The following is a 15,049-nucleotide window of genomic DNA, read 5'->3' on the forward strand; positions in this document are numbered from 1 at the left end:
CCAGACCATGCCGACCACCGTTCCCCTCTGTGTCGGCTCCAGTGTGCCAGCAGCGGGCCGCGGTCGAGCGGTACACCGCGGGGAGGCGTCACCGCCACGTGCGCTGCACCCGGTCCGTCCAGGTGACGACGACCGGGGCATCGACGGCCGTGCCGCCACCGGGCGCGCCCGTCCGCTCACCGCCCGCTCGGTGGCGCCGCCCCCGTCACCGGCCCGACCGCGAGGAGTGCCGGGTCGCCGATCCGTCGGAGCGGCGACGCGACGACCCAGACGACCGTCAGGAGTGTGCCGGCGCAGCCGATCGCGATGCCGGTCCGCGTGCCGAGGGCCTCGCCCACGACGCCGCCGACGGCCGCGCCCACCGCGACGACGCCGTACGACAACCAGCGCATCGTCGCGTTGACGCGACCGAGCAGGTCGTCCGGTGTGCGGAGCTGCCGGAGGGTCAGGGCGACGACGCTCGACAGCGACGTGCCGGCGCCGTTGACCGCGAACACCGCGACGAGCACCCCGAGGACGACCGGTGCCGTCCAGGACACGTCGACGACGGGCAGGACCGCCAGGGCGAGGCACTCGGCCGCAGCGCAGGCGACCATCACCGGACCGGCTCCGAAGCGGCGCACGCTCGACGGGGCGGCGGCCGCTCCGAGGACGGCTCCCACCGCGCCGAGCCCCAGGACGATCCCGAGGGTGCCGGCCGTCAGCCCGAGCGTCCGGACGGCGTGGACGGTGAAGAGCACCATCACCCACTGCGCGAAGAGGTTGTAGATCGCGGCGAACCCGAGCAGCCCGATCAGGTACCGGTCACGGCGGACGAACAGCAGCCCGTCGCCGAGGTCCCGCAGGGCGCTCCGCCCCGAGCGACCCGGCCGGCGCTCCGGCGTCGCGATCCCGACGAGCGACACCGCGGACACGACGTACGTCACGGCGTGGGCGAGCAGCGCCCAGGGCGCGGACAACACCTGGACGAGGAGGCCGGCGAGGCCCGGGCCGCCGACCTCCGCCGCCGAGGCCGTGGCCTGCAGGCGTCCGTTCGCCCGCTCGAGGTGCGCCCGGTGCACGACCGTCGGCAGGAACGACTGGTAGGCCACCTCGAACGCGACCGTGCCGACCCCGAGCAGGCCGACCGCGAGGACGAGGGTCGGCAGCGTGAGCCGACCGGAGAACGCGAGGACGACGACCGCGACGGTCAGGACGGCGCGTGCGACGTCGGCGGTGACGAGGACCGGCCGCCGTCGGCACCGGTCCACCAGCACGCCGAGCGGCAGCGCGAGCACGAGGAACGGCACCCAGCGGGCGGCACCGAGGAGCCCGACCTCGGCGGCCGACGCGTGCAGCACGATCACCGCCAGCAGCGGTACCGCGAGCTCGCTGACCTGCGCCCCCACCGAGGAGGCCCCCTGGGCGACCCAGAAGCGCGCGAAGTCGGGGCCGAGCCCGGGGCGGCGTGCACTAATGCTCTCGTCGTCGATCACGCGTTAGACAGTGACAGGCCGACGACTAATGGCGCAAGGGCGGATCGCGCATTAGTGTTGGAGGATGGTCACGGCAGACACGGCCCCGCCGTTCCCCCGGGTCGGCGGGCACCCCGCGTTCGACCTCGTCGACACGGTCCACTGGCGCCTCGACGAGCGGCGTGCGATCGACACGTTGGCGTCGTTCGACGACGTCGTCGCCTGGTGCGCGCAGTTCGGTGTCCTCGCCGACGAACCGGACGCCCTGCGGTCGCTGGCCCGACGGGATCCCTCGGGTGCCGCGGAGGAGCACGCCGCCGTCCTCGCCCTCCGCGAGGCGGTCCACGACGCGGTGTTCGCGGCGTCCCCGTCCGCCGTCGGGCTGATCGCGCGGGAACACGTCGCCGCCCTCGCGCGCGCCTCGCTCGTCCGGGGGCCGGACGAGCGGTCCTGGTCGTGGCGTGTCCCGACCGACCTGACGGGTCCACGAGCGGCGATCGCGATGCTCGCGCAGGACCTGGTGACCTCCGACCTCAGCGCGGCACGGCAGTGCGCCGACGACGCCTGCGGCTGGGTCTACCTGGACACGTCGCCGCGGCACAACCGCGTCTGGTGCACCGCGGCCGGGTGCGGCAACCGCAACCGGGTGGCGCGGCACCAGGCGCGGAAGCGGGCCTGACCGGGCGGGACGTCGCCGACTAGGCGGACAGGAAGCGCAGGACGGCCAGCACCCGTCGGTGGTCGGACGGCGTCGCCTCGAGCCCGAGCTTCGCGAAGACCGCCGTCACGTGCTTCTCGACGGTGCCACCGGACAGGAAGAGCGCCTCGGCGATCGCCGCGTTCGAGCGCCCCTCCGCCATGAGCCGCAGGACGTCGGTCTCGCGGGCGGTCAGCTGGTCGAGCCGGTCCCGGAGCGGACGGGGTGCCTGCACGAGCGCGGCCGCCACCTCGGGGTCGAGCACGACGTGTCCGGCGGCCACCTGCTGCAGCGAGTCGATGAACGTCGTGACCTCGGCCACCCGGTCCTTGAGCAGGTAGCCCACCCCGACGGTCGCCACGTCGAGCAGCGCACGCGCCCACCCGACCTCGGCGTACTGCGAGAACAGCAGCACGCCGACCTCCGGGCGGGCGGCCTTCAACCGGACGGCGGCCCGGACGCCCTCGTCGGTGTGCGTCGGCGGCATGCGGATGTCCATCACCGCGACGTCGACCTGCTCGGACGCGATCGCGGGCAGCACGGCCTCGCCGGTCCCGACGGCGGCGACGACGTCGTGGCCCCGGCCCTGCAGCAGCGCCGCCAGGCCCTCGCGGACGATCGTGTTGTCGTCGGCGATGACGATCCTCACGACGGTCCCCCGCTCGGCATCGTCATGGTGACCGTCGTCGGGCCTCCCACCGGGCTGTCGAGGACGAGCCCGCCGTCGACGGCACGCAGGCGCTCGAGCAGACCGCCCAACCCGGTGCCGTGGCCGTCCGGACGGGGCATCGAGACGTGCGCCCCGCCGGAGCCGTCGTCGCGGACCGTGACGACCAGGTCCGTCCCGTCCGTCGCGACGTCGACCGAGGCGCCGGTGGCCCCCGCGTGCTTCGACACGTTCGTCAGGAGTTCCAGGACCCCGAAGTACGCCACCCCCTCGATCACCGGCGCCGGCCGGACCGGCAGGTCGACCCGGAGCGTCACCGGGAACGGCGTGCGCGAGCAGGCGGAGGCGAGCGCCGCCTCCAGGCCCGCGTCGAGGACCGGGGGGTGGATGCCGCGAGCCAGCGCGCGCAACTCGACCAGCGCCTCCTTCGTCGACGCGTGCGCCTGCGCGACCAGCACGCCGACGTCGTCGCCCGCGCCGTTCTCCAGGCGGTCACGGGCGTCGCCGAGGGTCATGGCCAGGCCGACCAGGCGCGCCTGCGTGCCGTCGTGCAGCTCGCGCTCGATCCGTCGCAGGGTGGTGTCGGCGTCCACGACGGCGGCGTCGCGCGACGCCGTGACCTCGGCGAGCCGACGTCGACGCGACCCCGCTCCGAGCATCGACCGGATCACCAGACGCTGCACGGAGCCGAGACCGTGGTTCACGGCGGGCCAGACCGCGAGGAGCACGACGACGCCGAGACCGGCGAAGGCCACCTGCAGCGGGACGGTGTCGACGAAGACGCCGAGGAACTGGGCGCCGCGGTGCGGACGACCGTCGGCACCGATCTGCTCCGGCAGGAACCCGCCCCAGACGGCGTGGGTGACGGCACCGAGCGCCGAGACGAGCACGGCGACCGACACGGCGAAGGTGACCGTCGTGACGACGAAGCCGACGACCAGGTAGGCGACCGCGCGCCAGGTCGATCCGTCCGTCAGGCGGGTCGTCGCCCAGGCGAGCGGTCCGCCCCGACGCGGACGCGGCGTGGGCGCGGCGACCCGCTGGCCGAGCAGGGCGGCGGACATCCGGCGGGTGACGGCCGCGAACCAGGCCGAGCCGCCGACCAGGAAGGCGGTCACGACGATGCCGAACCAGGTCAGCGCCGACGGCAGCCCCAGACCGACGGCGAGCGCGAACCACACCAGCCCGCCGATCGCGATCGGCAGGTGGGCCGCGTGGAAGGCGAACTGCCGCCACGTCGCGGCCGCGAAGAACCCGGACGCGAAGCGGAACCGGGGAGGAGTGGGTGCCGGGTGGGCAACGGGCGTGTGGGACATGCGACCTCTTCGTGACGTCCAGGGGCTTGCGGGGCCTGATCAGCTTCGCGACGGCGGCGCACCGGTGACACCCGGCCAGCCCCCGACCCGGTACCGGAGAACCCGGGTACCGCCCGCCGCGGTACGCGGACCGTCAGTCCGCGTGGGCCGGTGGCCAGACGACGGAGAAGTACTCGAAGACGATGTCCTCGTGCTCCGACCACACCGCGCCGCGCGCCCGGCAGGTCCGCTCCCAGAAGCGACGGTGCTCCCGCTGCCAGCTCCGCAGCGACCGGTCGTCCTCGCCCTCGGCGTGGGCGAAGGCGGCGTCCGCGCTGTCGAACGGTCCGATGCGCAGGGCGGTGCTCCGGATGACGATGCGCGGTGCCCCGGTGCTGTCGCAGGCGATCCAGTGCGAGCCGATGCGCGGCAGCGGGTCCCCGCGGTGCGCGAACTCGGAGACGAGCTCGGCGGTGGCGCGCTTGCCGCCGTCCAGGACGATCTGCAGCAGCTCGTCGGCGAGCCGCGCCGTGTCGCCGAAGTGCTCCACCGTGTGCTCGTCGTCCACCTGGCCGAGCGGCCGCGAGCCGACGTACTCCGCCCACATCGCCGCCGCCGCGGTCCGGTCGGGGGCCAGCACGGGGGTCACGTCGAGAGCGTCGTCCACGGGGCCATGCTGTCAGACCGCACGCCGGTCCCGCGGCGCCCGGCGCGCCGGACCCGACGTCGCCAGGTCGGGTCGCGTCCGTCAGCGCGACCGGGCCGTCGGACGGGAGGCACGGTGCGGGCCCGCAGCGCGCCTGCCGCCCGGTGGGTGGCGGCGGAGACGGCGTCAGCGCCGCGTCCGGGCCAGCAACGCGACGGCGACGAGCCCCACGACGACCGCAGCGATCCAGACCACGTCGACCACCGTCCCCCTCTGTGTCGGGCCCGGTCTGCCAGCTGGACCGGCGCGGCGGGCCGGCGTCGTAGGACGCGTCACCGCCACGTGCGCTGCACCCGGTCCATCCAGGTGACGACGACCGCGTGCGGTGTCGTGAGCGCCGCGATGAGGGCGAGGTACACGCCGAGGTCGGCGCGACGCAGCACGACCGCGAGCACGACGAGCATCGCGACGGCGATCGCGGTGATCGGCCACGCCTGTCGCATGAACCGCAGGAACGGCGCAGCCAGCCGGCCGTGGTGCAGGTCCTCCGCCGAGGCGCCGTCCGTCAGCTCGAGCCGCACGATGTGCCGCACCGAGTGCCAGAGGGTGAAGTAGAGGCCGACCGCCAGGACCGGTGGGACGGTCGCGAAGAACACCAGGAGCACGACGTACTCGGCGCCCTGGCGCCACAGCGAGCCGCCGGCCCGGTGCACGACGACCAGGTGCAGTGCGACGAGGGCGAGGACGAACGCCGCCCCCGCGAGCCGGGCCCCGGCGGGCAGTCCGGCGTCCGCGGCACCGGCGGCCGTGCCGCCACCGAGCGCGGCGGTGGTGCCGGTCACGACGAGCAGGGCGGCGGCGGGCTGCGCGACGAACGGCACGAGCATCGGCAGCGCGCCCCGCACCGCGACGGTCAGGCCCGCACCGAGCCGTCCTGCGGCACCGTCGTCGAGCAGGCGGTCGACGAACAGGTCGCCCTGCCCCCAGTGGAACCAGGTGACGGCGATGAAGGCGAGGAAGCCGGCCAGGGGCGCGGCGGCCCAGAGCGCCGCGGTGGCGGTGCCGACCACCAGGTAGAGCACGACCACGAGCACGACGGACGTCCACGTGCTCGTCCCCGGACGCAGCCGGGCGGGCACGAGGTGGTCGAGGGCGCCGTGCGGGAGCCCGAACACGAGGATGCTGGCCGCGAACGGGACGAGCTGCACCGCCATCGGGATCGGTGCACCGGCCAGGTGCACGACGGCGCACACCGCCGCGACGACGACCAGCGCGACGGTGACGGGGGCGAGGACCCGGTCGGCCACCCACATCCGGAGCGCGGGAGCGACCTCGGACGTGCTCGTGGGTGCCGGGTCGGCCCGGACGAGCGCGGTCATGCCGGCCGCCGGGAGTGGTGCCGCATGTTCCGCGGGTGCGTGTCCCGCTGCCCGAGCCGGACGAGCGCATCGGCGAGCGTGCGGACGAGTGCCGCCAGGAACGGGCGCTTCTGCAGCGCGAGGACGATGCGGATGTCGTCGACCGTGGTGGACCGCTCGCTCATGAAGCGGACGACGAGCGGCCCGGGCAGTGCGAGGAGCCGTCGGAACGCCTCGGCCGCCTGCTCGGGGCGGTCGCGCAGGAACCGCAGGAACACGGCGTCGAGGAACCGCGTGCGCGGGTGGTCCCGGAGCGCCGGGACGGGGGTGCCGGCAACGAGGTGACGGGCGACGGCGACGCTGTGGCGGTTGCTGCGGGCGAACCCGTAGCCGCTGCTGGGCCGGGTGGTCCCGACGACCGTCTCGAGCCGGTCGACCCCCGCGGGGTGCCACCGGTCGTCGTGCCGGCCGGTCAGGTCCGCAGGGGGCACGTCGGTCATGGGGATGCACCCGGACTCCTCGTCGGCGGCCCGCCACTCCCCCGGGTCGAGCCCCCAGCGCCGGCCGACGTACTCGGCGATCGCGGCACGGTGGTCGAGCGGGTCGGCCGGGTCCGGGGTGAACACGGTCGACTCGACGAGTGCCCGGGTGGTGGACACGGGCAGGACGTAGACGAAGCGGACCGGGCCACCGGGCCGCTGCCCGGTGAAGTCCATGAGCGTGACGGTCGTCGGGTCGAAGACGGGGCGGTCGGTGTCGATCCACTGACCGACGAACCGCTGGTGCAGCAGGACCCGTCCCGCCGGCACGACCTCGGGGCACCGCGGCCCGCGGGCGTCGAGGACGGTGACGGACCGGACCGACCCGGAACGGGTGTGCACCGTCCTGGTGTCGGCGTCGCCGGAGATCGAGGTGGCGGGCGTGCCGTCGACGACCGTGACGTTCCCGGAACGGGCCAGCCGTCGCTCGGCCGCGGCTCGGCGGTCCGCGCCGCGGACGAGCACGTAGGGGTGGTCCGGATCGGTCCCGGTGCTGGTGCCGCGGTCGGTCCGCACGTCCCAGCGGTCCCACGACGCCGACCGGGCCTCGGGCAGCGGGTCGCTGCCGTCGTCCCACGAGCACCACGACCGGGGGTCGTCGCCGGTCCGGCCCTCGAGGACGAGCACCGAGGGCGAGCCCGGCAGCGCGGCCAGCTGTGCCGCGGTGGCCAGACCGGAGCACCCGCCGCCGACGATCGTCACGTCGACGGTCGCCGGCAGCTGGGCCCGGGACGGGCCGGGGGCCGGAGCGCTGCGCGCTCCGACCCCCGGGTCCACCGCGACGTGTCGGTCAGTGGCGACCAAGGTGCTCACCGGCAGCGCTGCCGGAGTGCTGCGTGTGGTGGACCGTGGCGGTGTTCGGGATGGTGCCGTCCGAGAGCTTCTCGGACGAGATCCAGAGCGCCTCGGGCAGGGTGTCGACCCCGGCGCGGACGTCCTCGGCCGAGCGGAGCTTGGCGATCTTGTGGATCATCGAGCCGAAGCCGACCTTCGCGACGATGTCCGCGGCCGACAGGATGACCTGCATCCAGGTGATGACGGCGCCGCCGTGGCCCCAGCCCTGCAGGCCGAAGACGATCGGGTAGGCCAGCCACGTGACGATGAGCAGGATGCCGGTGTTGCGGAGCGTCCCCGCCGCCTCGGTGCCCCGGAGGTCGCGGCCGCCCTTGACGACGACGTAGACCACGAGCACGTACAGGACGACCATGAAGATGCCGGAGATGATGCCCCAGAGCCACAGGGCGCCGGTGTTCGTGCCCGAGTCGATGACGACGCCGCCGATGAAGCCGGTGCTGATCATCAGGAACGCGGCGGCGATGCCGACGGCGCGCAGGCGGCGGGCCGCGGCGCCGACGAGGGTCGCGACGGCGAGGAGCTCGATGACGAGCAGCGGGACGGTGACGGTCCAGTCGAAGTACCGCGGGGCCCACGACAGGATCGCGTTGGCGTTCGGGACCCACGAGTCGCCCTTGCGCTCGTAGCCGAGCGCGAACTCGATGACCAGCAGCACGTAGGACAGGAAGGCGATGCCGGTGATGCACATGCCGGCGTAGACGCCGGACCGGAACCGGCCGGTGATCTCGTTCGTCGACACCCACGACTTCACGAAGAACGCGAAGAGGGCGAGGCCGGCGACGGAGAGTGCGTAGACGATGATCGAGTGCTCGGCGAGCGACAGGGTCGCGTTCCACGGAGCGAGTGCATCGGGCATGTGGGGGTCCTTCCAGGTGTGAGCATGCGGCGATCGAGCTGTCCGCCGAGGAGAACGTGCTCCCGCCCGGATCGACCGATTTCCAGGTACGGCTGCGAACGGGGTACGAACGCGTCCGTAACGTGACAGCACCGAGCGAACGCCCGAGCTCGACGAGTCGTCTCACCCCCAGGGGTGAAACAGGGAGGATCCACCATGCCGGAGCGCATCCGCGTCGCGCTCGTCAACGACTACGAGCTCGTCCTGCGCGGGCTCGCCGACATGCTCGCGCCGTTCGCCGACCGGCTCGAGATCGTGCAGCTCGACGCCCGTGAGCGGGTCTCGGTGAACGTCGACGTCGCGCTCTACGACACGTTCGCGCAGCCGGAGCCCGACGACGAGGACGTGTCCCGCCTCGTGACGAACCCGAAGATCCGCACCGTCGCCGTCTTCACCTGGAAGATGGACGAATCCCTGATCAGAGCCGCAACCTGCCGGGGCGCCACCGGGTACTTCGCGAAGAGCATCTCGGGCGCGGAGCTCGCCGACGGCCTGCTGCGCGTGGCCGCTGGCGAGTCGGTGATCGGGTCGCCGAGGCGACGCGTGCCGAGCGGCCCCGGCGTCGACTGGCCCGGTCGGGAGCACGGCGTCTCGGACCGGCAGTCCGAGATCCTCGCCCTCATCACGCAGGGCAAGCGCAACGCCGAGATCGCCGAACTGGTCCACCTGAGCCCGAACACGGTGAAGACCCACATCCGCACGCTCTACAGCAAGATCGGCGCCGTGAACCGGGTCGACGCGGTCCTGTGGGGATCCGAACACGGCTTCCGGCCGGACCACCGAAGCATCGACCGCTGAGCGGCCGGAAAGCGCACAGACCGACCACCGGGCAGCGGACGTCAGGTCGGATCGGCACCCAGGGTGAGCGCCCGCTCGAACGCCGCACGCGTGTCGTCAACCAGGCGTTCCGGGCGGCCCGACAATGCCCGGGCGGTGGCGGAGCAGGCCAGGGCGATCTGCCCGGCGAAGCGCGCCGTCGGCTCGTCCCAGCCGCCGTCCACCAGGAGGGCGCTCAACCGCTCGGCGACGAGCTGTGCCTTCGCGGCACTGCGCCCCCGGAGCTCGGTGCTCGCCGCGACGAGCCGTTCGTGCCGGGCGAAGTCCTCGGGGTCCTCGGTGACGTGGGCGCAGAGACGCAGCACCAGGGGCTGCAGCGCTGCGACCGCGCTCCGCGCCGACCGGTCACCGGGGTCCACGTCGCCCAGGTGCTCCGCGGTGAGGGCCTCGAGCAGCGACTGCTCGCGGGCGAACACGACCTCCTGCTTGTCGCCGAAGTGGCGGAAGAACGTGGTCCGCCCGACCTCGGCCCGCTCGGCGATGTCGGACACCGACACGTCCGCGAAGCCGCGCTCGGCGAACAGCTCGCCCGCGGCACGCACGATGCGGTCCCGGGCGGCACGCTGCTTGCGCTCGATGAGCGGGGGCGTCTGAGGCACCTGCACAGGCTACCGCCCACCGCGAGTACAGAGGTATTGCGTTCCGTTTGGTACTGAGTACCATCAGCCGTGACGGTCACCGCGGCCGTCGGACGGAAGGACGAACGACATGGCTGTGCACACGGACGACGACAGGCTCACGGAAACCGACGACCACGTGGCGATCGGCGAGGTGCTGGCCCTGGTGGGCCACGTCTTCGACGACGGCAGGCTCGACGAGATCGGGTCCGTCTTCACCACGGACGTCGTGTACGACATGAGCGCGCTCGGCATGCCGGTCATCACCGGGATCGACGGCGCACGGGCCGCAGCAGGCGCGATGGCCGAGCACGGCCCGGTCGCGCACCTCGTCACGAACGTGGTCGTCGCCGGCCGGAGCGGCGACGAGGCGACCGTCGACTCGAAGGGGCTCATGCTCATGCCCGACGGATCGGTGACCGCCGTCGTGAACCACGACGTCGTGCGCCGCGAGCCCGATGGCTGGCGGATCGCCGAGCGGCGGATCGTCCCCGCCCGAGCCGCCCGAGCCGAGGACGCCGCCTGAACGACGAGGACGCCGCCTGAGCGCCGAGGGCCCTGCTGCACGAGCGGCAGGCCCTCGGCGCGACTGGTTCAGACCAGGTCGGGTCGGCGGATGCTCTCCGCACCGCCGTCGATGAACACGACCTGACCGGTGACGTGCGTGTTCTCGGCACCGGCGAGCCACGCCAGGAGCGCTGCCGGGGCGGTGGGCGGTGCGGCCGGGCCGTTGAGCGGCGACGGCGCCCCGGCGTCGAGCGCGGCGCGTCCCTCTGCGGTCTGCAGGGCACCGGCGGTCATCGGCGTCTCGATCACCCCGGGAGCGATGGCGTTGAGCGCGATGCCGGCTCCGGCCCACTCCGGGTCCTTCGCGTGGTGCCGCACCCACTGGGCGATCGCCTTCTTCGTGGTGGAGTAGATCGCGCTCGACCCGGCGGCGTTCGTGGCGGTCCCGATGCGCTCGGCCTCGGCGCGGGCCCCCGGTTCGTCGGCGGCGAGCAGGCGCTCGTACAGCCCCTCGTCGACCTCCTCGAGTGCGGCGAGTGACGCGACGACGACCGCACGCGGGGCGTCGGAACCGGCGAGGAGCGGCCGGAGCCCCTCGAGCGTGGCGATCGCGCCGAAGTAGTTCACCCCGACGGTGACGGGGCTCGCCGCCACCAGGCCGGCGACGGCGACGACCGCGTCGATCCGCCCGCCCGAACGCTGTGCGACGTCGTGGACGAGGGCGGTGCGCCCCTCGGCGGTGCTGAGGTCGGCGACGACGTCGGCGTCCTTGACGTCGACGCCGATCACCTCGTGCCCGTCCGCGCGGAGGCGCTCCGCCGTCGCCTTGCCGATGCCGGACGCGGTGCCGGTGACCACGTAGGTCCTGCTCATGGTGTTCCTTCCGTCTTCTTCGACGTCGGCGCGTCACGTGACGCGCGAGCTCCGCTCGGGTGGCGGAGAAGTCCTGCGGCTCAGTCGGGACCGACCAGCCAGTCCGGCATCACGGCGAGCAGCCGTGCGACGATGCGCTCCTGCTGCGCCGGGGCGTCCGCTCGGAGCCACGTCGTCAGCAACGCGACCGCGCCGCCGGCGATGAACCGCGCGGTGTCCGACCGGTCGAGCCCGGCCGGCACGCGGTCACCGAGCGCCTCCATGGTGGATGCGACCTGGTCCGCGTAGGCCGCCACGACGGTCTCGTGGACGCGGCCCGACAACCGCCAGTCGAGCGAGGCCCGGTAGAACGGGTACCGCGCCGCCAGGTGTTCGACGAGACGGCGGTTCGACGCCAGCGCCAACCGCCGTCGGTCGTCGCCGGCGGCAGCGGCCCGCCCGCGCAGGTCGTCGAGGCCGATCTCGCGGAACGCGTCGACGAGCATCGCCACCGCGAGTTCGTCGAGGTCCGAGAACTGGGCGTAGAACGCGCTCCGGCTCACGCCCGCAGCGCGCACGACGGCGTTGACGGACACCTCGGCGGTGTGGTCCTCGGCGACGAGGTGTTCGGTCGCGGCGATGATCGCCGCGCGCGTCCGCGCGGGGCGGGGATCGGCCGCGCGGGTCGGGAGGCTTCGCTGCACGGGCGCCAGCCTACGACTTTTCCGGTCACCTGTCCGGAAAATGCTTGCAGCGGCCGACGGGACCACGGACGGACGGGAGGCGCGGTGCCAGCTGGCACCGGGCCTCCCGTCCGCCGGGTGGTCACGATCGCGACCCGGTCGCCGATCGGGGGCGGTCGTCCACCGGGGTGACGCGCAGGGCGACGCTGGCGTCCTCGAGGCGCTCGGGCACGGCGACCCGGGACATCGCCCGGTCCGCCCGCCGCTGCGAGCGCCAGTGCCGGTGCAGCAGGTTCGACGCGATGTCGAACAGCCACGGCAGCGGCTCCTGCCGGTCCGGGTCGAACGACCCCCACCGGACGAGCGCCGTCACGAACGTCTCGCCGAGGATGTCCTCGGCGCTCTGCAGGTCGGTCCGACGCGCGAGGTAGAGCAGGATGCGTCGACCGTGCTCGTCGAACAGTCGACCGAGCTCCGCGGCTCCTGGTGGGGGGGGGTTCTCGGTGGTCACAGTTGGTGTTGCGCGGTCCTGGGTGGAGAGTTCCATCTTCGCCGCGGCGGGGCGTGTCCGGGCGCGCGGGTCAGGAGGTCGGAGCCGATGTGGCAGTTTCTGCCACAGGCGAGTAGCGTGATGATCGTGCACGACGACGTCCTCCCACCGCTCGAAGCGTCGCGCCTGCGTGCGTCGGAACGCTGCGCCGAGCTGTTCACCGACCGCCGGAGCGTCGACCTCACGGTCGCGGAGATCGCCGAGGCGATCGGGATCTCGCAGCGCACGTTCCACCGGTACTTCCCGATCAAGGCGGACTCGGTCAGCCCCCTGTTCGACTGGACGACCCGTCGGTTCAACGCCGCGGTCGCCGGGACAAGCACGTCCGTCGACGTCCGCGACGTCCTGCAGGGGGCCTTCGCGGCGTCGCTCGGCGGCAGCGTCCGCGAGCGCACGGCAGCGCTCTTCCCCCTGGTCTTCCGCGACGCCGAGATGTGGTCCGTGTTCCTGCGGAAGGTGCACGACGGCGAGCGCTCGCTCGCACCCGTCCTCGCACCGCACCTCGGGCTGGAGCCCGACACCTCCCCCGCTCGCGCTGCCGCAGCCGCCGTCGCCAGTTCGACCCGGATCGCACTCGAGTCGATGGTCACGACCGGAGCCGACCCCGAGGCGGTCTACCTGCAGACGATCGACGCCTTCGCGTCAGGAGCCATCCGCCGACGATGACGGATCGCGCCGTCGGACCGGCCCCACGACGGCGCGCAGACACGAGGGCCAGGACAACGAGGGAACAACCATGACAGGACTGCTCGACGGCAAGGTCGCCATCGTCACCGGCGGGACCAGCGGCATCGGTCTGGCGACGGTCGAACGATTCGTGCAGGAAGGCGCCAAGGTCGCCATCGCCGACATCCAGGACGACCTCGGCGGCGCCGTCGCCGACCGCCTGGGCGAGGACGCCCTGTACGTGCACACCGACGTCACCGACGAGTCGGCGATCGAGGCGCTCGTCGCCACGACCGTCGACCGCTTCGGCAAGCTCGACGTCATCCACAACAACGCGGGAGCGCAGGGCGACCCGTCGTCGATCCTCGAGATCGGTTCGGCCGGGTTCGACAAGACCCTCGCCCTGCTCACGCGCTCGGTGGTGCTCGGACACAAGTACGCCGCGCGCCAGTTCCGGGCGCAGGGCACGGGCGGATCGATCATCTCCACCGCGTCCGCGGCAGGGCTGCAGGGTGGCTGGTCAGCAGCGGGCTACACGATCGCGAAGCACGCCGTCGTCGGCGTCGTCCGGCAGGCCGTCGCCGAACTCGCCCCCCTCGGCATCCGCTCCAACGCGATCGCACCGGGCATCATCATGACGCCGATCATGGCGCGCACCTTCGGCGTCCCTGTCGAGGAGGCCGTGCCCTTCGCCGACTTCCTCGCCGACCGGCTCGGGTCGACGCAGCCGCTCCAGCGCACCGGGACCGCCGAGGACATCGCGAAGGTCGCGACGTTCCTGGCGAGCGACCTCGCCGACTACGTGACCGGCGTGACGATCCCGGTCGACGGTGGCGCGACCGCCGTCACGCAGGGCAGCTTCGCGACGGACGTCGTCGCCGCCGCGGCGGAGTACAACCAGCGCTGACCGACACGGGACGGTCCCGGCCGCTGCGGGCACGCGGACCCGCCGCGGCCCGGGGCCGGTACGTTGCCCACATGGACGTCGACACCGTGAGCGCGAAGGTCCTCGGCACCGGCGCGATCATCCTCGGCCTCGTCTTCGTCGTGACGTCGGTCGTGCGGCTCTGGCGTCCGGACGCCGACGTGCTCCTCGTCGTGCTCAACGCCGCCCTCGGTGTCCTGCTGCTCGTCGTCGGGGTGCGGCTCTGGCGTCGTGCGCTCCGCGGCCGGCAGCGGAGGGACGACCGGTAGCCCGGGGACGACGCGGTCGCTCCTGCGCAGTGACGTCCGGATCAGGGTCGCCGACGGCCGCCGAACGGTGCGTCCACGTCGTCGGGACGGCCACGCCGGACCGCAGCAGCGAGCACGGCGGCCCCGACGGTGACGGTGACCACGACGAGGATGCCGAGGGCCATCGCACCGGTCGACCGGTCCTCGTAGTTCGACCAGGGCAGCCCGAGCGCCCACTGCACCGCCGGACCGAGGACGAGCAGCACGCCGGCGGGGACGACGACCACGACCGCCTTCCGCACCCCGCTCCAGGCCGGCCGGAGGAGCACGACCGCCCCCGCGAGCGCGGCGACGGCCACAGCCCCGTGGACCCAGGACGTACCGGACATCCGCCAGCCGTCGTGCGCGAGCCAGTCCTCGACGGCCCCGACGGTCAGCTCCCACGCGAGCGGGTCGTGGCCGTGACGGCCGGACATGACGGGCAACGGCCAGCCGATGACGGCGAGGACACCCGCGAGCACGCTCACCGCACCGAGCACCACCGCCCACGCTCGCGGCCCGACCGCGGGTTCGACGTCGAACTCCGGGATGCCCACGCGCACGAGGCTACTGCCGGCCCGGACGGACCAGCGGCGCGCGCCCTCCGCGCGCTGCGACACGGGCGCGTCCTGCACGTCGGACCAGGTCGCGCAGCCCGCGCCGACGACGGACGGGAGGCACGGGTCGGGCCCGACCCGCGCCTCCCGTCACCGACGGCG

Annotated in this window: 18 protein-coding genes; 6 read left to right on the forward strand and 12 right to left on the reverse strand. The window is 73.6% G+C overall.

Annotation, left to right across the window (positions count from 1 at the left end):
• Positions 1-176 precede the first annotated feature (176 nt).
• Positions 177-1,475, reverse strand: a complete 1,299-nt coding sequence (locus DEI99_RS16760) for an MFS transporter (RefSeq protein WP_111040429.1) — start codon at positions 1,473-1,475, stop codon at positions 177-179.
• 64 nt (positions 1,476-1,539) lie between these two features.
• On the opposite strand from DEI99_RS16760, the gene DEI99_RS16765 reads away from it, so the two are divergent.
• Positions 1,540-2,133: a CGNR zinc finger domain-containing protein gene (locus tag DEI99_RS16765; RefSeq protein ID WP_111040430.1), complete on the forward strand. Its 594-nt coding sequence runs from the start codon at positions 1,540-1,542 to the stop codon at positions 2,131-2,133.
• Between the two features lie 19 nt (positions 2,134-2,152).
• Here DEI99_RS16765 and DEI99_RS16770 read toward each other — a convergent pair whose 3' ends face one another.
• From DEI99_RS16770 to DEI99_RS16795, 6 genes are all read right to left on the reverse strand, one after another.
• On the reverse strand, positions 2,153-2,800 hold the full coding sequence (locus DEI99_RS16770) for a response regulator transcription factor (protein ID WP_071258921.1): 648 nt from the start codon (positions 2,798-2,800) through the stop codon (positions 2,153-2,155).
• Entirely contained in the window at positions 2,797-4,134 is a 1,338-nt protein-coding gene (locus tag DEI99_RS16775; protein WP_111040431.1) for a sensor histidine kinase, read from the reverse strand. The genes DEI99_RS16770 and DEI99_RS16775 overlap by 4 nt, the downstream gene beginning before the upstream one ends.
• Before the next feature lie 133 nt (positions 4,135-4,267).
• On the reverse strand, positions 4,268-4,780 hold the full coding sequence (locus DEI99_RS16780; RefSeq protein WP_502867009.1) for an ASCH domain-containing protein: 513 nt from the start codon (positions 4,778-4,780) through the stop codon (positions 4,268-4,270).
• A 311-nt stretch (positions 4,781-5,091) separates the two neighbouring features.
• Positions 5,092-6,138, reverse strand: a complete 1,047-nt coding sequence (locus DEI99_RS16785; RefSeq protein WP_111040432.1) for a Brp/Blh family beta-carotene 15,15'-dioxygenase — start codon at positions 6,136-6,138, stop codon at positions 5,092-5,094.
• Positions 6,135-7,358: a lycopene cyclase family protein gene (locus tag DEI99_RS16790; RefSeq protein ID WP_181434299.1), complete on the reverse strand. Its 1,224-nt coding sequence runs from the start codon at positions 7,356-7,358 to the stop codon at positions 6,135-6,137. Before DEI99_RS16790 ends, DEI99_RS16785 begins: the two co-directional genes overlap by 4 nt.
• Before the next feature lie 88 nt (positions 7,359-7,446).
• Positions 7,447-8,367, reverse strand: coding sequence for a bacteriorhodopsin (locus DEI99_RS16795; RefSeq protein ID WP_111040434.1), 921 nt, complete (start codon positions 8,365-8,367; stop codon positions 7,447-7,449).
• A 195-nt stretch (positions 8,368-8,562) separates the two neighbouring features.
• On the opposite strand from DEI99_RS16795, the gene DEI99_RS16800 reads away from it, so the two are divergent.
• Positions 8,563-9,204, forward strand: coding sequence for a helix-turn-helix transcriptional regulator (locus DEI99_RS16800; RefSeq protein ID WP_111040435.1), 642 nt, complete (start codon positions 8,563-8,565; stop codon positions 9,202-9,204).
• Between the two features lie 41 nt (positions 9,205-9,245).
• Here DEI99_RS16800 and DEI99_RS16805 read toward each other — a convergent pair whose 3' ends face one another.
• A complete protein-coding gene (locus DEI99_RS16805; RefSeq protein ID WP_258369141.1) occupies positions 9,246-9,842 on the reverse strand; it encodes a TetR/AcrR family transcriptional regulator in 597 nt (198 codons plus the stop codon).
• 109 nt (positions 9,843-9,951) lie between these two features.
• On the opposite strand from DEI99_RS16805, the gene DEI99_RS16810 reads away from it, so the two are divergent.
• On the forward strand, positions 9,952-10,386 hold the full coding sequence (locus DEI99_RS16810; RefSeq protein ID WP_111040437.1) for a nuclear transport factor 2 family protein: 435 nt from the start codon (positions 9,952-9,954) through the stop codon (positions 10,384-10,386).
• A gap of 68 nt (positions 10,387-10,454) precedes the next feature.
• Here the strand turns inward: DEI99_RS16810 and DEI99_RS16815 are convergent, their stop codons facing one another.
• The 3 genes from DEI99_RS16815 to DEI99_RS16825 form a co-directional block, all read right to left on the reverse strand.
• Positions 10,455-11,240, reverse strand: a complete 786-nt coding sequence (locus tag DEI99_RS16815; protein WP_111040438.1) for an SDR family oxidoreductase — start codon at positions 11,238-11,240, stop codon at positions 10,455-10,457.
• Between the two features lie 80 nt (positions 11,241-11,320).
• Positions 11,321-11,923, reverse strand: a complete 603-nt coding sequence (locus DEI99_RS16820) for a TetR family transcriptional regulator (RefSeq protein WP_181434300.1) — start codon at positions 11,921-11,923, stop codon at positions 11,321-11,323.
• A 121-nt stretch (positions 11,924-12,044) separates the two neighbouring features.
• The gene (locus DEI99_RS16825) at positions 12,045-12,413 is read right to left on the reverse strand and encodes an RNA polymerase sigma factor (RefSeq protein WP_181434301.1); all 369 of its coding nucleotides are present in this window, start codon (positions 12,411-12,413) and stop codon (positions 12,045-12,047) included.
• 126 nt (positions 12,414-12,539) lie between these two features.
• On the opposite strand from DEI99_RS16825, the gene DEI99_RS16830 reads away from it, so the two are divergent.
• The 3 genes from DEI99_RS16830 to DEI99_RS16840 all read left to right on the forward strand — a co-directional run bounded on the left by DEI99_RS16830 (position 12,540) and on the right by DEI99_RS16840 (position 14,312).
• Positions 12,540-13,118 (forward strand): TetR family transcriptional regulator, encoded by a 579-nt coding sequence (locus DEI99_RS16830; protein WP_181434302.1) that lies wholly within the window; start codon positions 12,540-12,542, stop codon positions 13,116-13,118.
• Between the two features lie 70 nt (positions 13,119-13,188).
• The gene (locus tag DEI99_RS16835; RefSeq protein WP_111040442.1) at positions 13,189-14,025 is read left to right on the forward strand and encodes an SDR family NAD(P)-dependent oxidoreductase; all 837 of its coding nucleotides are present in this window, start codon (positions 13,189-13,191) and stop codon (positions 14,023-14,025) included.
• 71 nt (positions 14,026-14,096) lie between these two features.
• On the forward strand, positions 14,097-14,312 hold the full coding sequence (locus tag DEI99_RS16840; protein WP_111040443.1) for a hypothetical protein: 216 nt from the start codon (positions 14,097-14,099) through the stop codon (positions 14,310-14,312).
• A gap of 41 nt (positions 14,313-14,353) precedes the next feature.
• On the opposite strand, the gene DEI99_RS16845 is transcribed toward DEI99_RS16840, so the two are convergent.
• Positions 14,354-14,887, reverse strand: coding sequence for a hypothetical protein (locus DEI99_RS16845; protein WP_146247038.1), 534 nt, complete (start codon positions 14,885-14,887; stop codon positions 14,354-14,356).
• Positions 14,888-15,049: the final 162 nt, after the last annotated feature.

This window comes from Curtobacterium sp. MCLR17_036 (assembly GCF_003234445.2).
Taxonomy (GTDB): Bacteria; Actinomycetota; Actinomycetes; order Actinomycetales; family Microbacteriaceae; genus Curtobacterium.